The following is a 19,141-nucleotide window of genomic DNA, read 5'->3' on the forward strand; positions in this document are numbered from 1 at the left end:
ATCCGACCACTGTGGCCGATCAATGCACGAGTGTGAGCACCGTCTCGGATTTGGGTCCGCGAGCCTTCACCGTGCGCGCCTGCAGCCACGCTTCGAAACGATCCTCCGGCAGCGGCCGGGAGATCAGGTAGCCCTGCGCGATGTCGCATCGCATGCCCACGAGCTGATCCCGGGCGGCGTCGTCCTCCACGCCCTCGGCGACCACCACGAGGTCCAGCGAGTGCCCGAGCTCGACGATGGTGCGCACCACGGCCATGTCGCTGAGATCCGTGCCCATGCCGAGCACGAAGCTCTTGTCGATCTTCACCTCGTCCACCGGCAGCGTCCGCAGGTACGCCAGCGAGGAGTAGCCGGTGCCGAAGTCGTCCACCGCCAGCACCACGCCCAGCGCGTGCAGGCGCCGCAGCACCGGCATGGACCGCTCCGGCTCCTCCATCACGGAGGACTCGGTGAGCTCGAAGGTGAGCAGTTCCGGCGGCACGTCGTGGCGCAGCAGCGCCTCGGCGACCCGGTCCGGGAAGGACTCGTCGTTGAGGTTGCGCACCGACAGGTTCACCGCGACCGACATCCGCAGGTCCCGGTCCATCCACTCCCGCACCTTGATCAGCGCGCGTTCCATCACGAAGGACGTGAGCGCGTCGACCAGGCCGGTGGCCTCCACGACGGGCACGAACTCGTCCGGGTCGAGGCGCCCGTACTCCGGGTGCCACCAGCGCACCAGTGCCTCCGCGCCGATGACCTGCCTGCCCGGCAGCGCGACCTTCGGCTGGTAGTGCACCTCGACCTGCCCGGTGTCCAGCGCCTGGCGGAACTGGGTGACCAGCTGGAAGCGCCGCAGGAACACCTGGCCCATCGCCGGGGCGTAACCGCGCACCACGTCCTTCGCGTTGCGGGCGGCGCGCACGGCCACGTCGGCGTGCTGGAGCAGGGTGTCGATGTCGTTCTCGTTCTCGGCGTCGCTCGGTGCCGATGAGGAATAGCCCGCGACGCCGCCGGCCTCCACGACCAGCCGGTCCAGCGGGTAGGACTCGCCGATGACTTCGCAGAGCCGTTCACCGACCGCGTGCGCCTGCTCCTCGGTGTGGTCGCTGAGCAGCACCGCGAACGAGTTGGCCTCCAACCGCGCCAGCGGCACCTCGGGGCCGAGTTCGTCGAGCATGCGCTGCCCGGCGGCGACGACGATGCGGTCGCCCCAGGTGTAACCGAGGGCTTCGCTGACCGTGGTGAGCAGGTCCAAGTCCACCCGCAGCACCACCGCGGTCCGCCCGGCGCGCAGCTCCTCCGCGGCCATCTCGCGGAAGCCCGCGCGGTTGAGCAGCCCGGTGAGCAGATCGTGGTAGGCGTCGTGGCGCAGCCGCGCCAGCAGCCGCCGGTTGTCCATCGCGGTCGCGAGGTGGCTGGCGAGGGTGTGCAGCAGCCGCACGTCGGCGCGACCGAAACCGCGCCACCGGCTGACCCGGTCGTGCGCCTCCACGGCACCGAGCAGCTGGCTCGCCCCGCGCAGCGGCACCACCAGCGACTCGTAGGCCCCGCGCATCCGCAGCGCGCGGCGCACCTCGTCGGGCGCTTCGAGGGTGCGGAAGGAACGGACGTGGCTGCCGGGCAGTTGCAGCAGCGGGTCGTCGCGCAGGGCGTGTGGCCCGGCGATCCGAGCGGCCTCCGGGAGCGGTTCGCCCGCGACGAGCGTGCTCACCTCACCGCGCGGGTCGAGGCGCAGGCGCAGCACGACGCGGGTGGCGTTGAGCTGTTCGCGGATGCGTTCGGCGACGGGTTCCCATTCGCTGACGGAGGTGGTGTTCTCCTCCGGTTCGGAGGGGTTGCGCACGGCAGCCTGACCGGATCTGGCCACGCTGAGGCTCACGTCGCTGAGCGCTTCCAGGTCGCGTTGTTCCCGCAGCAGTCCGGAGTAGGCGCGGTAGAGGCCGACGACGGCGACGGCGACCAGGGCCACCAGCAACCAGCCCCAGCGGGTGCTCTTGGCGACCTCGTAGCCGATCAGCCCGACGGACGTGTTGAGCAGGCCCACGGCCAGCGTGCGCACGGAGAGCCGCCCGGCGGCGCTGACGCGCATCGCGCCACCGAGCACGTGCAGTGCGGCCAGCGCGAAGGCACAGCTGATCAGCGGGGAGGTGAGGGTGCCGAGGACCGGACCGAACCACTCGGGGGCGAGCTGGGGCAGCGAACGCTGCACCGCCGTCGCGACCGCGAACGGGACGGCGATCTCCAGGCACATCACGCCGGCGTTGTAGACGACGTGGGTCGCGGCACGCCTGCCGACCTGGGCGCCGAGCCCGGCGAGCAGGTTCGCGGCGAGCACCACCTCGAACGGCGCCGTCAGCAGTCCCAGGATCAGGGGGATCTCGGTGAACGAGATGGTCCAGCCGACGCGTTTCACGTCGACGTCGATGGTGAGCTGCTCGGCGACGAGGAAGCCGATGGCCAGCAGCGGGCCGATGTAGAGCAGGTTCGAGTTGTAGCTGAAGTCCAGGAAGGAGGAGGTCAGCCCGGACACCAGCAGCCCCACGAGCAGCGTGCCCATGGAGAATGCGGTGAACACCCGCCTGCGCGCCGGATCCACCTCGGCCCGCACCGGCGGACGCGGGGTGTCCAGCGTCGCCTCCGGATCGAGGGTGTGGTGACTCTCGATCATCCACCCTCCTCCTGTCCGGCGACACGAATGTCGCACCGGATTGCCGAGCCGATCGTGACTCACGACGGGCACGATTGGCCAGGGCCGAGTTCCCGGCCGAACAACGTCAAGATCTTTCTTCGCGGCGTCGATTGTGCGATGGACAGTGTGGTCACCTGCACAGATACCGAACTGACCAGCGCCTTCGACGACGACCATCCTGGCGGGTCGAGTGGCGTGTTGTCGCCGGGAACCCACTTCGCGCGATGTGAAAAAGGCCGCAGCAACCAATCAGCGACCATGCGGAGAGTATCCATGAAACACGAGCAGTGACAGCGGTTCCGTCAATTGGAGCAACGGTTCAGGTCAAACCTAGTTCGTCTACGTAATCACGCAGGGCACGGTCCAAATCGGCCAGCCCTGATTCCTCCGTTGGGAGGTGTCCGGCCCCGTGCAACGAGGCGAATCGGCCCGCCGAGCCGAGGCGGTCGAAGAACTCCCGGGACAGCCGCGGCGGCGTCCACCGGTCCTCCGCCGGGTGGGCCAACAGCACCGGTGGACCCGCGTAGTCCTCCGGTTCCACGGCCGGGGCCGCGAGCAGGAAGCTGCGCAGGAACCCCAGTGACATCCAGTTCCCGCCGCCCAGCGGATCCGCCCAGATCGCGTGGGCGAACTGGGCGTGGTTGGACATCGCGGCGATGTTCACCAGCCAGCGCACCGGCGCCCAAGCCGGTGGCAACGGCATCGGCACCGAGCCCGGCAGCAGTCCGAGCAGGCCGGCCCAGCGGCCCAGTTCCGGGGTGGTCGCCAGCGTTCTGCGGACGTTTTCCCGGCGCGGATCGGCCAGCCCGGTGGCCACAATTCCCGCGACCGAGCCGTCAGTACCTGCCCGTGCGGCGACGTCGTAGGCCAGCCGCCCAGCGGAACCCACCCCCATCAGGACGATGGGCCGCTCGTCCGATTGCCGCTCCGCCGCGACCAGGTCGATCACACAACGCAGCCAGGTCTCGTAGGTCACCTGCCGCAGGCCGCTCGCTGTGAGGCCGAAACCGGGCAGATCGGGGGCGAGGAACTCCAGATCGGCGAGCGCGGGCAGGCTGCCGTACGGCATGAGCATCCGGCCGTAGCCGCCGATGCCGTGCAGCGCGATGAGCTTCGCCGGGGCGTGCGGTCGCTGGATCCGGTCCAGGTGCACCCGTCTGCCGCGCCAGGACCACCAGCTCTCCGCAGGCAGGCCGCTCCCCGCCGGCAACGCGGGCTCCCCGTCCGGAACTCGGTCAAGATCGGGTTCACCGTCGAAGCTGAGCCCGCTGGGGAAGTACTCCTGGTAGCGGAGCCAATGACGGTGCTCCGCGTAGCTGGGACCGACGACGCTGTCGGATCCTGGTTCGGAAACTGCTCGCACACCTAGAAAATACGGAGTGGCCGAACCGATGCGCATCAGCCATGAGCAGGCACACTACTGGTTCCGGACGGCTCGGGTCGCGCGGTTGGCGACGGCCGATACCGGGGCTCGTCCGCACCTCGTTCCGGTGACCTTCGCGGTCGACCGGGACCTGTTGGTGACCGCAGTCGACCACAAACCGAAGTCGACCACCGCGTTGCGCCGACTCCGCAACATCGAGCAGAACCCGCAGGTCACATTGCTGACGGATGACTACTCGGAGGATTGGGAGCAGCTGTGGTGGGCACGCGCAGACGGGGTCGCGGAGCTCGCGGAGGCCGCCGGCCGCCCGGAGTTGGTCGAGGCGCTCGCCGCGAAGTACGAGCAGTACCGACAGCACCCGCCGAGCTTGACGCTCATCGTCGTGCGGGTGGAACGGTGGAGCGGCTGGACCGCGTCCGGTGATCACTCTCACGAATAGCGCGGCCCAGCTCCACGCGATCGGCCGACGCACTCCACCCGTTCGCGATACCCGGTACCCCCGTCCGCCACCGCGGCCAAGACGACACCGTCGGCGTGAGGCGAAGAACGACCTCACCCCAGCAAGTAGAAGTGCCGCCCCTGGTTGTCCGTGCAGGTGGCCAGTCGCCCGTAGGGCATCTCCTGCGGTTCGCCCGCTTCGCCGCCCTGTTCCCGCACCCGGTTGAGAGTGTCGTCGAGGTCGTCGACTCGGAAGCACAGGTGCACGTCGTCGGTCTGGCCGCCGTGCAGTCCCGCCATCGGCCGCACGTCCTCGATCTGCCACCCGTCTTCGACGTTGCCCGGCGCGAATCGCCAGCCGAGGACCGCGCCGTAGAACTCCTTCGCGAGGCCCGAGTCCGGTGCGGTGATGGTGATGTAGTCGATGTCGCCGTGTCGCGCCGCGCGTGGAGGTGCGGGCGCGGCTTGTTCCGGCACGGACCGGCCGGGTGGTGTCATGATCTGCCACCGGTGCCCGAACGGGTCTTGGAACCGGCCGGCCCTGCCGTACGGGTTGTCCTCGATGTCGCCGACCGCCGTCGCGCCGTGCTCCCGCGCGCGTCGCACCACGGCGTCCACGTCGGGCACTTCGAGCAGCAGGTTGACGCTGGGACCCCCGCGGTGCACCGGGGCGAGCATGTCGATCTCGGGGAATTCGTCGGCCAGGAACAGCACGGTGCCGCCGAGCTCCAGTTCAACGTGCCCCAGCCTCCCGTCGTCCATCACGTAGGGCTCGTCCCGCAGCCGGGCGCCGAACACGTCGCCGTACCAGTCGATCGCTCGCTGCGCGCCGGTCACGGCGATGTAGGGCGTCAGCGTCATCCGAGTCCGCTCCGTGACGTCGGCGTGCCTGGTGGATTCGGTGGTCATGGTGGCTCCTGGATCGTCGAGCAGCGCACGCTCCAACCGCTCCCGCAGCCGTTCGGTGAACTGCGAGGACGGTTCGGCGGGCACGATCGGCTCGCGAAGGGCTTCGAACGGATCGGTCATCGTCCTCGCCCTCCCTCGGTGCCCTGCGTGTCACTTGTTCTTTCGTAGTCGCGGCGGAATGCCGCTCTGGCCCGGACCAGCAGCGCCTCCGTGGCGTGCACGGTCCGGCCCAGGTGTTCGGCGACTTCCGGAACCGGGAGCCCGTCGAGGTAGCGCAATGTCAGCGCCGCCCGGTGGTGCGAGCCGAGTCTGCCCAGCACCTCCCGCGCCCACAGCACGTCCAGCCGCACGTCCCACGGATCTTCGACCCGTGATTCCTCCTGCCCGAGTCGCTCCAGCCCGAGCCGTTCCCGCCCGACCGCCCGCCAATGATCGGCGAGCTTGTGGCGGGCGATCCCGACCAGCCACGCCACGGTCGGCGCCTGCTCCGGACGTTCCCTGGCGGCCTTCACCGCCGCCAGGAACGTGTCGGCCGCCAAGTCTTCGCTCACCGCGTGATCCCCGGTGCGGCCGAGCAGGTAGCCGTACACCTGCGGCAGCGCCTCGTCGTACAGACCGAGCAGCGCCGCCGCGGGATCCGGTTGCACCTGCGGTCGCTTCACATCCCCATAGTCGTTCGGGAGGGGAGTGCTCCGACGCCCTCGAACCTGATTCGTTCGGGTGATGTCCGGCTCGGCCGAGGACCACGCCGAGCGAAGACCCGCTCGGATCAGGCCCGTAAGCTGCCCCGCGTGTCGGATGAGCAGGTTCCCACGGCCGAGCTGGCCCGCTTGGCGGCCGCGTTGGACGTCGTCGACGCGCGGGCCGAGCTCAACCACCGCTACCGGCGGCTGATCACCGATTCACGGGCGGCGCTGGCCACCCCGCAAGTCCGGCTCACCCAGGCCCGCGGGATCGCGAAGAAGCTGATGGTGCTGGTGAAGGCCGCAGGCCCCGAGTTCCGCGACGGCCTCCCGCCTGCCGAGCAGGCCGCGCTGCGAGACGGACTCGCCCAAGCCGACGAGTTGATCTACCAAGCTTGACCACGCTCTCGGGTGCCGCGGAAACGGTCAGGCGGCCAGGCCTCACCTGGTGGCGAAGCGGTCGGTGACCTCGATCAACGCTTCGGCGACGCCGCCTCCGCCACCGTGTCCGGCGTCGTCGATGAACAGCAGTTCCGCGTCCGGCCACGCCTGCGCCAACTGCCAGGCGATGTCCGGCGGGCCGCTCACGTCCTTCCTCCCGTGCACCAGCGCGCCCGGGATCCCGGCGAGCTTCTCCGCGTTCCGCAGCAGCTCGCCGTCCTCGAACCACGCGCCGTGCCGCCAGTAGTGCGTGACCAGCCGCGCGAACCGCAGCCGGAAATCCGGGTCGTCGTAGCGGGGGTCCCGGCGAGCGTGCCCCACCTCGACGTGCGCTTCTTCCCACCGGCACCAGTCCCGCGCGGCCCGCGCCCGCACCACCGGGTCCGGGTCGTGCAGCAACCGGCTGTAGACGTCGACGAGCCGCCCGTCCCGCTCGTCTTCGGGCACTCCGGCGCGGAACCGGTCCCACTGCTCGGGGAACACGCGCCGCATGTCCTGGGTGATCCACTCGACTTCGCGGTGGGTCGTCGTGACCACGCTGAACAGCACAAGTTCGGTGACCCGCTCCGGATTCGACTCCGCGTACGCCAAACCGAGCGTGGATCCCCACGAGCCGCCGAACACCATCCACCGCTCGACGCCGAGATGGCGCCGCAGCAGCTCGACGTCCGCGATCAGGTGGTGCGTGGTGTTCGTGGCGAGGTCGGCGTCCGGTTCGTCCGCGAGCGGGGTGCTGCGCCCGCAGCCGCGCTGATCGAACAGCACGATCCGGTAAGCGTCCGGATCGAAGTAGCGCCGCCAGCCCGGTGTGCACCCCGAGCCGGGACCGCCGTGCAGCACCACGACCGGTTTCCCGTCCGGATTCCCGCAGCTCTCCCAGTGCACGAGGTGCCCGCCGCCGACGTCGAGCCGCCCGCTCGCGTGGGGTTCGATCTCGGGGTACATGATTCCTCCCGGTCAGGACGCTACCGAGATCGTCCGTGCCCCGACAGCGGCCGATCAGGGCGAAATTCGCACTGTCGTTCGCAGACCCGCACCACGCATACTTCCGGTGCTTGATGTCTGAGAAGAGGAGGCTCCGGTGAACCCGGAACGGCAGTCGCCCATGGACCTGGCCGGTCTCACCGGCGACCCGGACACGAGCGGCCCCAACGCGGCGCGGATGTACGACTACTACCTGGGCGGTTCGGCGAACTTCGCCGTGGACCGCGCCGCCGCGGAAGAACAGCTGTCGGTGCTGCCCAGCGTGGCCACCACGGCACGTGCGAACCGGGCGTTCCTCGGCCGCGTGGTGCGGATGTGCTTGGACATGGGGATCAACCAGTTCCTCGACCTGGGTTCAGGGGTGCCCACCGTCGGCAACGTGCACGAGATCGCGCACCAGATCGACCCGACGGCGCGAATCGCCTACGTGGACCGGGAACCGATCGCCGTCGCCCACGCCCGCAGGCTGCTGCGCAACGAATCGCGAGTCTCGGTGACCCAAGCCGACCTGACCGACACCCGATCGGTGCTCACCGCGCCAGGCGTGGCCGAGCTGCTCGACTTCACCCGTCCGGTCGCGGTGCTCGCGATCAGCGTGCTGCACTTCGTGCGCGACGAGCAGGACCCGGCGGCCGTCCTGGCGACCTACCGCGATGCCTGCGTCCGCGGGAGCGTGCTCGCGCTGTCGCACACCACGAGCGAGAACCTCGCCCCCGCCGCCGTCGATCGAGGCCTGGCCATCTACCAGCGCACCTCCACGCCGGTGATCCCCCGACCCATCGTCGAGGCCCCGGCGCTGCTCACCGGCTACGACGTCCTCGCCCCTGGTCCCGCCATCGTCACGGAATGGCGCCCCGACACCGAACCCGGGGCGTCCGAACCCGCGGCCAACACCTGGGCAGTGGTCGGCATCCTGCCCTGAACCTCGGCTCGCGGTATTCACGTACACGCAGGTCGAAATCCTGGGCCGGGCGTCCGCGCCCCCGACTAAATCCGTGCAGCGATTTCCCGTGTGAAAAGATCGGCGCCATGGGAAACAACGTCTACTTCGACATCACCATCAACGGTGAAGCGGCTGGTCGAATCACCTTCGAGCTGTTCGACGACACCGTCCCGAAGACCGCGCAGAACTTCCGCGAGCTGGCCACCGGCGAGCACGGCTTCGGCTACCAGGGCTCCGGCTTCCACCGTGTCATTCCGCAGTTCATGCTCCAGGGCGGCGACTTCACCGCGGGCAACGGCACCGGCGGCAAGAGCATCTACGGCGGCAAGTTCGACGACGAGAACTTCACCATCAAGCACACCAAGCCCGGCCAGCTGTCCATGGCCAACGCGGGCAAGAACACCAACGGCTCCCAGTTCTTCATCACCACCGTCGCCACCACCTGGCTGGACGGCAAGCACGTCGCCTTCGGCGAGGTCGTCGACGGGATGGACGTCGTGACGGCCATCGAGAAGCTGGGTTCGTCGAGCGGCGTCCCCCAGGCCGAGATCACGATCGCCGAGTCCGGCACCCTCTGATCCCACCGCCTGCGCGGGCCGAGCCCCGCGCATCCTGCTCTTGATCTGACTCAGCCCGAGCACAGACTCGTTGGCGGCCAGCGCTATGGCAGAGCGGCCCGCGAGCCTCCGGCCGGACGCCGCGGAAAGCACGAACCGGCCCGGTGACCTGTTGCTTCAGGTCACCGGGCCGTTCTGCCAGCTGCTCCAGGGGCCGAACAGCAGTCGATCACCTGGTTTTCAAGTTCGACGGGCACCACATCGATACGGGTGCAAACCGACGAACCGCAGCATCAAGTCGCAACAACTAGCACGATGCGATGCATGAGCTCGATGCTATTAGGCATCTTCACCCTGGTTTCGATCCTGGCTCTAGTCACGCACCTGCTCGTGCTGGAGCGGGCCGATGACCCCACCAAACCCGAAAAGGCGTGGCTCGCCGCGGTATCGATACTTCGTCCGATCGCCGCTCTTGCGGTGGGCCTCACAAGCGGAACGTCCGCAATGTTCCTGGCCTTGCTACCTCATTCCACCGGTCCAATACGGGGCGGCAAGATTCATGAACGGCTGAACTGATGCAATCCCGAGGACTTCGTTTTCAGCTCTGAGCAGCCCAGATCAGCGGCGTCCGACCAAGCCGCTCCAGCGGGGAAACCACCGAACCGGCCTCGACTGCAGCTGCCCGTCACCAGAGCGACCGCGACCGAAGTCGAACCACGCCTGCGGTGGCACCCTCGGGCGCAAGCACCGCAGCTACAACCACGAACACCGGGGCCAGAACCAACCGCACAGCGCCGGTAGCGGCGGGACGCAACCGTACAACGCAAAGCGGAGAGCTCGAATGGTGTCCCGCTGAGCCTCGGCACTCGCGAATGCCGGTACGACAGCTGAGGGCTGTCCGTTCTGCACCGCAGAGGCCGCCGGACGCGGGTCAGCGCCAGCGGAACCGGTTGATGAGAACGGCAACGGCCGGCACCCGAGACAATGTGGAGAACAGGCCGAAACCGAGCACCGCGCCGACCACGTTGAAGAGCAGATCGTTCACGTCAGCCACATGGCCGCCGCCCAAGAAGTTCCCAGTGACCAATTGGGCCAGCTCGATCGCCAGGCTGAACGCCGCTGCCACGGCCACCACGCGCCACCACGAAGCTTTGGCTACGAGTAGCGGCACGAGCAGCCCGACAGGCACGAAGACCAGCATGTTCATCACCGCGTCGCCGACCTCGTAGTCCGCGAGCGGCACGAGGTAGACCTTCCACAGTGCGCTGCGGGCGGGCTTGTTCAAGAAGATCGGGAAGATCGTGTTCGCGACGACTCCGGCGGCGTACACGCAGAGCGCAAGAGCGACGGCGGCACGCGGGGCCGAGAGGCGATCGCGTCCGTGTAGGTACCACAGCAGGGCCAGGAAGATCGCTGCCGCGACGGGAACCACCACCGGAAGTACCGGGACCTCGCGAAACACTTCGCACCGCTTCCTTCCGCGAGCCGCAGCGCAAGACCTTGCCAACGCCCTGACGGCACATCTTGCACTAGGCCACGCGCGCACCCGGGCGGTGGGGTGTTGGCCTGCTGACGCCTTTGCCGCAGATGTCTTCGGCTGCGCGATCTAAGCAGATCACCGTTGCCCGAGCCCAAGACCGACGAGGCCCCCCAGAGCCCACGAGCCGCATCGCCGGGTTCACCATCGCCGAATTCCTCCGCCGCCAAGTCGTGCACCTGCGGCAACTCCTCATGTGATCATTACCGGTACTCGACGAGTGCCCCCAATACCGGCCCGCTAATGTCCAGCGCCTCCGGTTGCAGCCCGAGATGGTCACAGGCGACCTGAAGCAGGTCCACCCGCCCGTCGCTGAGTGCCTCGGGTGCCGCGTCATTCTCGTTCCAGGGCTTGAGGGCGTCGTAGGTCAGCTCGATCAGCCGACCGGCCAGTTCCGCATCGCCGCCTTCGATGACCTCTGGCTCGTCACCATCAATAGAGGCCACTTGCTCACCGTTCCGGAAGATGCTCAGCTCCTCCTTGAGACTGGTGGGGCTGAGGTAAACGTTGACGGCCTCGGTGCCCCGGGACACCGACCCGGCCCACTCTGGCGAGCGCCCTCGATACCCGGCGTCCTCGACCAAGACGACGTGCTCGCCCATGACGAACGCAGCGACAACACCAGGGATGACGTGGGCGGGCTCATGCTCACGAAGCTCAGCCGTGAACTCGGGCCACGTGGCGGTCCGAATGGCCGCATCGCTGACACCTAGACGATGCAGCGCCTCACGTGGCCGCGCTCCCCGCACCAGGGTGATGCAATAACCCTCTTCAAGGGCCAGCCCGGCCTCGCTCACCCAATCCGAGGAGTAGCCGGCACCCGCTGAAGTCACCATCTTGCCTCCTTGAAGACCTGCCCGATTCCGCACGAGCAAGAGTAAATACCTGTGAACAAGCTCTTTTAAGCTGCGGTCGGGGTGACCGGACCCGGGATTTCTTCGAGCCCGCACAACCTTCGTCACCGTGCTGTTCAAGGACGTATCGGGACAAACGAGACCCCTAATAATCTCTAGATGTCCCGATTCTTGGGCAGTACCAGCCGCCGAATGGCTCAGCAGCCGCCCTGTCGCACAAGCCGACGTATCACTCCGCGAGCAGTACAGGCTGTTCAGGAGGCGCAAACGGGTGCCGCTGCCGGGAAGGCCCAGGAGCTTCGGCAGGTGCGGCCGCCCAAAGCTGATGGCGGTACGGCGCCGAGACTGCGTCTCGGCAGCCGGCTCCCGAGCCGCCCGGCGACTCCAAGACTGTGGCTCGTATATGGCACAGACACCCGTCAACGGCCGTAGTCAGCCGGACACGGCCGGACAACGCAAAACGGCCCGGTGACCCTGTTCATGCAGGTCACCGGGCCGTTTCGGCTGGTGTGCCAGGTGGAGGATTCGAACCTCCGAAGCTTTCGCGGCTGATTTACAGGGTGCTGGGACTGAGACGAGTACAACCGCTCTGACCTGCATAGCAGGGAGTCGAACCAGTGAAAATCTGGCTGTGTGTCCGCACATTGGACGTACGTACCCCGCGGAGCTGCACACGGACCTTGAGTAGCCATGCGCTCCGAGCCTCGCTAGGGGAGGCACGTCCGCCGTCTGATCGCCCGCGTGGCGGGCCGTCAGCGCACCAGCGTCACGGATAATGGTCGTGGACGAGCGGCACGGTGAGGTGAATGTGAGCCAGCGAGGTACCTACCGCGTCATCGCGGCTGAGCTGACCCGGAGGATCAAGGATGGGACTTACGCAGCAGGCAGCCTGCTGCCATCCGAACCGACTCTGGCCAAGGAGTTCGGTGTCGCACGGAACACTATCCGTTCGGCACTCGGGACACTGGAGGCTGCGGGAGCGGTAGAAGCGCTCCCCGGCCAGGGGCGACGTATCGCAGGCGAGCCGGACCAGGGGGTCGAGTCGACGACAGCGTACGAGCGGGTAGCAGCAGCCTTGCGTGCTGGAATCCAAGAAGGCAAGTTCGACGCCGAGCTGCCACTGCCGAGCGAGGTACGCCTGATGGACGAGCATGGCGTCTCCAGGAACACCGTGCGTCGGGCATACCGCCTGCTTCAAGAAGAAGGCACCATCGTCATCCGGCACGGCGCCGGGGCGTTTGTGGCGCCAACAGCCGACGACGCTGCTCAACAGCAGCGGGGAGGTAGGTAGGTAACGAATGGAGCAGCCCGAGAAGACCGGCGAATGGGTTGTGCACGGGAAACGTTCGATCTACGAGAGCGAATGGGTCAAGGTCGGGCTAGCTGACATCACCGTCCCTTCCGGAGAGAGATTCGAGCACCATACCGTTTGGCTCCCCCCTGCCGCTATGGCTCTAGTACTCGACGATTCTGGCGAGAACGTGCTGATGTCTTATCGCCATCGATTCGTCCCTGACGTATGGAACTATGAGCTTCCGGGTGGACTGCTTAACGAAGAGGAAGCCCCGGAGATTACGGCGGCCCGAGAAGTAGAGGAAGAGACCGGGTACAGACCCCGTTCTATCGAACACCTAACTACTTTTGAACCAATGATCGGAACGGTGACCAATCCGCATCATGTCTATCTCGCCCGAGGAGCCGAATGGGTAAGCGATGCAAGTGAGCTTGATGAAGGGAAGTTCAGATGGATTCCCACATCTGAACTGCGAGGGTTGATCGCGTCAAGAGAAATAGTCAACTCCGGATCTCTGGTAGCAGTCCTCCACTTCTTGGCATTCGCTGATTCCTAACTCTTAAGACGTTCGATGCGAGCGCGCTGACGAGCCGACCCGGTATTCCCGGCAAGCTCTTCAGCGCGTTTTGCATGTTTGCGCGCTTCAACCTCTTCACCTCGGGCCTTGAGCGCCAAAGCGTAGTCGATTCGAAGCCCTGCCTCCGCTCGCCGGAAGTCACCACCACCAAGTCCGTCTAGAGCAGACTGCAAGTCGAAGACCGCTTCATCCGCACCCAGCCGCGCGAGGCAGTGCCCACGCCATCTCGCGAGATGCACGCCATTTAGCGCTAGGAATGGGAGATCGGGGTCACCATCGCCTGAACCCTCTGGAAGAAGCCGGTCCGCCTCATCCAGAGCTTTTCGAGCCGCGTAGCCGTTTCCTACAGCCGCCTGCATCTCTCCTTCAGCCGCAGCGAGCCAGCTCTGCATCCGCGGGTGAATCGAGCCAGTGTTCTTACTCCGCGCACGCTGCACCAGACTGAGAGCCTCCCCAGGCCGATCAGCGTCAAGAAGCACGTAGCCTTGCTGCGCTGTCACGTGAGCGATAACTGCGGGATTCTCCGACTCGCGAGCACCAACCTTTGCTAGCTCATGAAACTGCCACGCATCCCGAGTGCTACCCATGTCGAGAGCCTGCCAACCTGTAAGCGCAGAAGCTTCAGCCAGGGCAGCAGCAAGCATGTCGCGGTCATTTCCGGGAAGAGCAAACTTCAGCATTTCTTCGAGCTGACGAACATGGCCACTCGTCTGACTAAAAAGCTTGGCGGCGCCGATCCTGCGATCAAGAAGGCGAAAGTTCTGAGTCTGACTCTCGAAGATGTCGACGAGAGAGCTATCGACCTCAGCAAAGTCAACCCTATCTGAAATTTCAGAGGAGACTTGTTCGACCTCCGTAGGCATCAGTTCAACAAACCCCAGCTCGGCCGGAGAAAGGCCGTAGACCACACAGAACGCCGATTGGTACTGCTCAGGAACCGAGCGGGCTCCATTCTCCCAAAAGCGCATCTGCCGATTGATGCTGTCGTCCGTGACGAACAAGGGTGATTTGAGCTGATCAGCAGCAGCCCTTAGCTTCCTGATCGCTTGCGCCTTAGTGAACCCGAGACTCCTCCGGGCTTTAAGCAGTGACGTCTCTCCCATGTACCCCTCCGCACGATCACGTGCCCCCACTTTGCACAGGGGGGACCTGCCCGGCAAGGCGCAGTCCCCCCTCCCCGTCCCCTCTCGTCCCCCCGCGGTCCTCTGCCTGGCCTGCACTTTTCCGGGGAGTCTCGTCGTTGTCGGGAGCCGGAACGCGATCAGGGTTGACAGCCCACCCGACTCATGCCTAACTTGTTCACAACAGGTACCGCACCTGTTTAGATCGGAGGCTCAAGCAGTGGAACCCATCGACAGCCAGAGCAGGGGTTTTGACCCCGACTACTTCGCTTTGACGGTGCGCCAGGCGATGCGTAACGAGGAGTTCGAGTCGGGGCCGTACCCGGGTGACTACCTGGAGGACGTGGCTGGTCCGGACACCGACGAGGTGCTGTTCGGGGAGGTCGCCGAGCTGGGTGAGCACCCGGACATCGTCGAGGTCGACGAGCGGGTGACCGCGGCGGAGATCGCGGTGATGACCGCGGAGGACGCGGGCCGTCCGGACGAGGTCGCGCGGCGCCGGTTGGACCGGGCGCGGCAGGAGCGGCGTGCGGTGCTGGTGCGGTTGCAGAAGGCGCGTACGGCGGTGCACACCGCGCGTTCGGTGTCGCGGGTGGCTCAGGTGTTGCCGTTGCGTCCGTTCCGGGTGGTCCGGGGCGGTGAGGTGGCATGAGCACGCACGTGACGCTGTCCAGCATTCGTTGGGTTGACCGGGGTTTCGCCGAGATGGGTTGCACGGTGTCGGTCGGCGATGACTCGTTCACGATGCCGGTGCCGTACCAGCTCATCGACGGTCCGGTGGGTGTCCACCCCGAGCTGTACGTCAACGAGGGCGCCCGGTCGGTGGCGTGGCGGATGGACCGGTGGGCGGTGCGTAACACGGAGTTGCAGCGCGCTTTGCCGCTGTCCTTGATGAGCATGGCGACGGCGGTCCGGGTCGCGCGTGAGTTCGCCGCTGATTCGGGGATCTCGTGGCAGTCCGACGAGTTCGAGCTCAGCGCGTGGTCGTCGGCCTGGGTTGAGCGCAACGGCACGGTTTCGGGTGGTGAATCGTGATGGCTGAAGCGGTGGATGTGGCGTTGTTGCCGATTCGGCTGGGGTGGCGGCTGGTGAAACTGCTGTTGTTGCCGGTGTTGTTCGGTGCGGGCTCGATCGGCCTGGCGCTGCTGGGGATGGACTGGATGTTCGTGGTCGCCGTGTTGTGCGCGGTGTGGGGGCTGATCATGGCGCGGCTGTGGTGGCTCCAGCTGGTCGGCGAGTTGCGGTCGCTGGGTCGCGGCACCGTCCATGTCCGCGCCGGGAACAGCGGCCGGGGCAAAGGGGGGCGGCTGTGATCCGCAAGGGCGGCTTGTTCCTGGTGATGCTCGGGGCGCTGGCGTTGTCGTTCGCCGGGCAGATGGCGGCGGTGCGGCCGTTGCTCGGGGAGCAGCTGGCGGTGGTGTTCGCGTTGACCACGGACCTGGCGACGCTGCTGGCGCTGAACGAGGTGACCGCGACCAGTCGTGGAGCGGTGCGGGTGTGGGCGTGGTCGGTGCTGCTGCTGGCCGGTGGGACCGCACTCGGGTTGAACACCTGGCACGCGTTGGAGACCGGTCTGTTGCCTGCGCCTGCGGCGGTGGCGGTGGGTGCGGGTCCGGTGGTGCTGGCGTGGCTGCTGTCGCACCTGATGGCCTTGGTGCTCGCCGAACGCCGGGAAGCAGCCGAGAACGCTGCCCAGCAGAGCCCCGAACCTGCCCCGGCCGTATCCCGGGAGCCCGTTGTGCAGGCGGCCGATTCAGGCTCGGCCGAGCCTCGGCCGGAAGCGGCCGACGGAACCACTCAGGCCGTTTCCGGACCTGCTCAGGGCATCGACCGGCGCGAGTCCATCGAGGAACCGGGAAGCACCTTGGATCCTGTCCGGGAAGCGCTCACCGCCACTGCCGGAACCGAGTCCGAGACTGCCTCCCCTGCGTTGCCGATCGAGCTGATCGACCGGGCCGAGCGGTTGGACCGCCAGCGGCGGCGTGAGACCGGCGGGAAGCGGGGCTTGCCGTACCGGGAAGCGCCTCGGCGCCTCGGAGTCCGCTACGACACCGCCCGCGCCGCGCTGATCGCCGCCCGCGCCCGTAGGGCCGCTGACACCCACGAATTCGCCGCTTGAGTCGTCTCTCTGCGGTGTGTCCTCAGTAGTCACAACGGAAGGGTTTTCCTGATGGGTAAAGAGATTCTGGGTTCTCCGGAGTTCGTGTCGTCGTCGGCGATCCGGGAGTACTGCGAGAACGCGCGGCGGTTGTTCCACCCGCTGTATCACGAGCTGCACGTTTCGGCCGAGGAACTCGAAGTGGCGTTGCGGTACGTGAAGACGGCGGACCCGAAGTTCGGCGGGATGGACTCGCGGGTGCGGTCGAAGTTGGTGGCCCGTCAGCTCAAGCAGGCCGCGGCGGCGATCGAGGTCGCCTCGAAGTCGTCGGTCGGCGCGTACATGGCGTTCCTCAAGCACTACTCGCCGGAGGTGCAGGAGTCCCGGCAGAAGAACCGGGCGCGGCGCTTCGAGTTCGACGAGTGACCAGGTGACACGGCAGTTCGGCGACCGTCAAGGCCACCGGGAAAGGAGAGCGTGACGATGGCTGGCAAGAACAACCGCAACGGTGACCTTTCGGTCTCCGAGTCCGGGCAGGGGTTCGGCTACTACACCCCGAAAAAGCATTGGGCGTCGCGTCTGGCGCCGTACGCGCCGGAGTGGGCGGCATACGCGGCGGTGTGGCCGGTGACCTACGGGGTGCACGAGTGGCTGGCCACCGATCCGTCCGTGGCGCCGTGGGCGTCGGCGGGTCTGTCGCTGATGGGAGTGGGGCTCACCGCGGTGACCTGGCAGTGCGCCCGAGCCCGGGCAGCGTTGACCCGGAAGTTCGCCACCGCCACGAGCGGGATCACCGCGGCGTGGATGACCGCCGGGACGATCGCCGGGCCGACCGAGACACCGCTGTTGGAGCTGTGGGCGGTCGGTGGCGCCGGGGTGGCGCTGTCGTGGTCGATCTACAAGGCACTCAAGCGCGGCGGTGACGGCGAAGAGGGAGAGGACGGACTGTTCGAGCAGGTCAAGTTGGCCGGGGTGAAGCCCGCGGCCACGCAGGTGGAGCCGAACCGGGTCACCACCCGGTTGCAGCTTCCCCGCGGTGAGATGGAGGTGAGCGACGTGCAGAAGGCCACCGGCCGCATCGCCAGCATGTTCGGGCTGGGTAAGGGCGCGGTGCGGGTGACCGAGAATCCCGACGACTCTTCGAAGGCGACGATGACGATCGTGCCGCGCGACGTGCTCAAGAACCCCACCCCGTGGCCGGGGCCGTCCGCGCCGGGTGGCTCGATCATGGATCCGGTGGTGGTCGGGGTCTACGAGGACACCGAACCGCAGGTCATCTTTTTTCCCGGCGACAAGTCCCAGAGCCGTAACGCCACGCACTACGGCGTGCAGGGCATGAACGGATCCGGGAAGTCCCACGGAGCCAAGGAACCCTGGACCGAGATCCTGACCCGCCGCGACGCAGGGCTGATCGTGATGGACCCGTCCAAGGGGGAGCAGACGGTCGGTTTCCTGGGAGATGCCCCGTACAAGGTGGTGACCGGGGAGAAGGCGTGCAAGAGGGCGGTCAAGCGGCTGCCCGGCCTGATCACCGCCCGCGCCTCGCAGCTCGGCCAGTGGGGCTATGACCAGTGGGTGCCCGCGGCGTTCGAGCAGCACGGGCTGCCCTACCTGGTGGTGTGGATTGAGGAGTCCCCGCGGGTCCTCGAAGACGCCAAGACGATGATCCGGCTCGCTCAGGAAGCCCGGTCGGCCGGGATCAGCCTCGTGTTGTCGTTGCAGAAGGCGACGTTCCGCAACATGCCCACCGACGTGCGCTCGCAGCTGGGCGGGGTGTGGTGCTTCGGGGTCTCCGACATCGAAGACGCCGGATACCTGCTCTCCGAGGACACCATCGAGGGCGGGGCGCGCCCGGACCGGTGGAAGAACCGCCGCCCCGGGTGCAACTACCTCGAAGGACCCGGCATCGACGAAGCCCGCTACACCACCCCGGGGCGCACCCATGCCCACACCGATGCCCAGCTTCGCGCGGCGATCGACGACAACGCCGGCATCCGGCCCGCGAAGCACCCCATCGACGCCCGCCACCTCGACCTGACCAGCCCGGCCACCGACCGGCCGACGATGGTCGCGGGTGCCGACGGGACCGAGCCGACCGGCGACTTCGAGTCGCTGGAGGACCTGAGTCCGGAGGATGCCGCCGACTTCGACGACGAGCCGATCGACCTTCCCGACCTCGCCGACCCCGAGCTGACTATCGACGACGAACACGAACTGCCCGCCGACGCCGCGACCCTGGACTTCCCCGAAGGCCGTCCGACGCGTAAGGAAGCCGTGGCGATGCTGCGCAGCCACGTCGAGCAGATGGCCGCCGCGGGCCGAACTCAGTTCACCGTCCGGGACTTCCCGGACCCCGAGACCACCTACGGCCGCGGCCGTTCGTGGGTCTCCGGCGAGCTCGACAAGCTCACCGGCACCCTGCTGCACCGGGTCGGCAAGGACGGCCGCGCCGACGTCTACCGGCTCGCCACCCCGCACACGGACACCGACACTCCTCACGCAGCGTGACAAGCGGCGGCGTCTGACGTTAGACGTCAGGCGCAGGCCCGGACTCCCGTCCAACGTGCGAGCGCGCGCGTGCGCGCGCGAAATCCCGTTAGTTGATCTTGATTGACGTCAGGACTGTGTCTCCGTGCGCCCATCCGACAGT

General features: G+C 67.2%; 21 protein-coding genes. 13 read left to right on the forward strand and 8 right to left on the reverse strand.

All coding sequences use genetic code 11. The features are described from left to right. Positions 1-19: 19 nt before the first annotated feature. Both H2Q94_RS28175 and H2Q94_RS28180 read right to left on the reverse strand, forming a co-directional pair. Positions 20-2,650, reverse strand: coding sequence for a putative bifunctional diguanylate cyclase/phosphodiesterase (locus H2Q94_RS28175; RefSeq protein WP_243790158.1), 2,631 nt, complete (start codon positions 2,648-2,650; stop codon positions 20-22). Positions 2,651-2,990: 340 nt separating this feature from the next. Beyond that, entirely contained in the window at positions 2,991-4,034 is a 1,044-nt protein-coding gene (locus tag H2Q94_RS28180) for an alpha/beta hydrolase (RefSeq protein WP_243790159.1), read from the reverse strand. A 28-nt stretch (positions 4,035-4,062) separates the two neighbouring features. On the opposite strand from H2Q94_RS28180, the gene H2Q94_RS28185 reads away from it, so the two are divergent. Next, positions 4,063-4,494 carry a TIGR03668 family PPOX class F420-dependent oxidoreductase gene (locus H2Q94_RS28185; RefSeq protein ID WP_243795958.1) on the forward strand — a complete coding sequence of 144 codons (432 nt, stop codon included), beginning with the start codon at positions 4,063-4,065 and terminating at the stop codon, positions 4,492-4,494. 113 nt (positions 4,495-4,607) lie between these two features. Here H2Q94_RS28185 and H2Q94_RS28190 read toward each other — a convergent pair whose 3' ends face one another. Further along, a complete protein-coding gene (locus H2Q94_RS28190) occupies positions 4,608-5,522 on the reverse strand; it encodes a VOC family protein (RefSeq protein ID WP_243790160.1) in 915 nt (304 codons plus the stop codon). Further along, positions 5,519-6,064 carry an RNA polymerase sigma factor gene (locus H2Q94_RS28195; protein ID WP_243790161.1) on the reverse strand — a complete coding sequence of 182 codons (546 nt, stop codon included), beginning with the start codon at positions 6,062-6,064 and terminating at the stop codon, positions 5,519-5,521. The genes H2Q94_RS28190 and H2Q94_RS28195 overlap by 4 nt, the downstream gene beginning before the upstream one ends. 129 nt (positions 6,065-6,193) lie before the next feature. Here H2Q94_RS28195 and H2Q94_RS28200 point away from each other — a divergent pair, with 129 nt between their 5' ends. Further along, the gene (locus H2Q94_RS28200; RefSeq protein WP_243790162.1) at positions 6,194-6,484 is read left to right on the forward strand and encodes a hypothetical protein; all 291 of its coding nucleotides are present in this window, start codon (positions 6,194-6,196) and stop codon (positions 6,482-6,484) included. Positions 6,485-6,526: 42 nt separating this feature from the next. On the opposite strand, the gene pip is transcribed toward H2Q94_RS28200, so the two are convergent. Further along, a complete protein-coding gene (pip, locus tag H2Q94_RS28205; RefSeq protein WP_243790163.1) occupies positions 6,527-7,471 on the reverse strand; it encodes a prolyl aminopeptidase in 945 nt (314 codons plus the stop codon). A gap of 136 nt (positions 7,472-7,607) precedes the next feature. On the opposite strand from pip, the gene H2Q94_RS28210 reads away from it, so the two are divergent. The 3 genes from H2Q94_RS28210 (at position 7,608) to H2Q94_RS28220 (ending at position 9,586) form a co-directional block, all read left to right on the forward strand. Then, on the forward strand, positions 7,608-8,432 hold the full coding sequence (locus tag H2Q94_RS28210; RefSeq protein WP_243790164.1) for an SAM-dependent methyltransferase: 825 nt from the start codon (positions 7,608-7,610) through the stop codon (positions 8,430-8,432). Positions 8,433-8,539: 107 nt separating this feature from the next. Then, positions 8,540-9,031 carry a peptidylprolyl isomerase gene (locus H2Q94_RS28215; RefSeq protein WP_243790165.1) on the forward strand — a complete coding sequence of 164 codons (492 nt, stop codon included), beginning with the start codon at positions 8,540-8,542 and terminating at the stop codon, positions 9,029-9,031. 303 nt (positions 9,032-9,334) lie between these two features. Next, a complete protein-coding gene (locus H2Q94_RS28220) occupies positions 9,335-9,586 on the forward strand; it encodes a hypothetical protein (RefSeq protein ID WP_243790166.1) in 252 nt (83 codons plus the stop codon). A 355-nt stretch (positions 9,587-9,941) separates the two neighbouring features. Here the strand turns inward: H2Q94_RS28220 and H2Q94_RS28225 are convergent, their stop codons facing one another. Both H2Q94_RS28225 and H2Q94_RS28230 read right to left on the reverse strand, forming a co-directional pair. Beyond that, positions 9,942-10,472, reverse strand: coding sequence for a VanZ family protein (locus H2Q94_RS28225; RefSeq protein ID WP_243790167.1), 531 nt, complete (start codon positions 10,470-10,472; stop codon positions 9,942-9,944). Between the two features lie 278 nt (positions 10,473-10,750). Next, on the reverse strand, positions 10,751-11,383 hold the full coding sequence (locus H2Q94_RS28230) for a DUF6461 domain-containing protein (protein ID WP_243790168.1): 633 nt from the start codon (positions 11,381-11,383) through the stop codon (positions 10,751-10,753). 799 nt (positions 11,384-12,182) lie between these two features. Between H2Q94_RS28230 and H2Q94_RS28235 the strand changes: the two genes are divergently transcribed. Beyond that, positions 12,183-12,692, forward strand: coding sequence for a winged helix-turn-helix domain-containing protein (locus tag H2Q94_RS28235; RefSeq protein ID WP_243790169.1), 510 nt, complete (start codon positions 12,183-12,185; stop codon positions 12,690-12,692). Between the two features lie 7 nt (positions 12,693-12,699). Further along, on the forward strand, positions 12,700-13,251 hold the full coding sequence (locus H2Q94_RS28240; RefSeq protein WP_243790170.1) for an NUDIX hydrolase: 552 nt from the start codon (positions 12,700-12,702) through the stop codon (positions 13,249-13,251). Here the strand turns inward: H2Q94_RS28240 and H2Q94_RS28245 are convergent. Continuing rightward, a complete protein-coding gene (locus H2Q94_RS28245) occupies positions 13,248-14,375 on the reverse strand; it encodes an NsdA family TPR-like regulatory protein (protein WP_243790171.1) in 1,128 nt (375 codons plus the stop codon). The two genes, H2Q94_RS28240 and H2Q94_RS28245, sit on opposite strands and share 4 nt — an antisense overlap. 238 nt (positions 14,376-14,613) lie before the next feature. Here H2Q94_RS28245 and H2Q94_RS28250 point away from each other — a divergent pair, with 238 nt between their 5' ends. The 6 genes from H2Q94_RS28250 to traB are packed head-to-tail and all read left to right on the forward strand — an operon-like array spanning position 14,614 to position 18,999. Further along, positions 14,614-15,045: a hypothetical protein gene (locus H2Q94_RS28250; protein WP_243790172.1), complete on the forward strand. Its 432-nt coding sequence runs from the start codon at positions 14,614-14,616 to the stop codon at positions 15,043-15,045. Beyond that, the gene (locus H2Q94_RS28255) at positions 15,042-15,428 is read left to right on the forward strand and encodes a hypothetical protein (RefSeq protein ID WP_243790173.1); all 387 of its coding nucleotides are present in this window, start codon (positions 15,042-15,044) and stop codon (positions 15,426-15,428) included. Before H2Q94_RS28250 ends, H2Q94_RS28255 begins: the two co-directional genes overlap by 4 nt. Continuing rightward, positions 15,428-15,706: a hypothetical protein gene (locus tag H2Q94_RS28260; protein WP_243790174.1), complete on the forward strand. Its 279-nt coding sequence runs from the start codon at positions 15,428-15,430 to the stop codon at positions 15,704-15,706. Before H2Q94_RS28255 ends, H2Q94_RS28260 begins: the two co-directional genes overlap by 1 nt. Continuing rightward, the gene (locus tag H2Q94_RS28265) at positions 15,703-16,512 is read left to right on the forward strand and encodes a hypothetical protein (protein WP_243790175.1); all 810 of its coding nucleotides are present in this window, start codon (positions 15,703-15,705) and stop codon (positions 16,510-16,512) included. The genes H2Q94_RS28260 and H2Q94_RS28265 overlap by 4 nt, the downstream gene beginning before the upstream one ends. Positions 16,513-16,563: 51 nt before the next feature. Beyond that, positions 16,564-16,917 (forward strand): hypothetical protein, encoded by a 354-nt coding sequence (locus H2Q94_RS28270; RefSeq protein ID WP_243790176.1) that lies wholly within the window; start codon positions 16,564-16,566, stop codon positions 16,915-16,917. Positions 16,918-16,974: 57 nt separating this feature from the next. Continuing rightward, the gene (gene traB / locus H2Q94_RS28275) at positions 16,975-18,999 is read left to right on the forward strand and encodes a plasmid transfer protein TraB (protein ID WP_243790177.1); all 2,025 of its coding nucleotides are present in this window, start codon (positions 16,975-16,977) and stop codon (positions 18,997-18,999) included. Positions 19,000-19,141 lie beyond the last annotated feature (142 nt).

Origin of the sequence: Saccharopolyspora gloriosae (assembly GCF_022828475.1) — a bacterium.
GTDB classification, from domain to species: Bacteria; Actinomycetota; Actinomycetes; order Mycobacteriales; family Pseudonocardiaceae; genus Saccharopolyspora_C; species Saccharopolyspora_C gloriosae_A.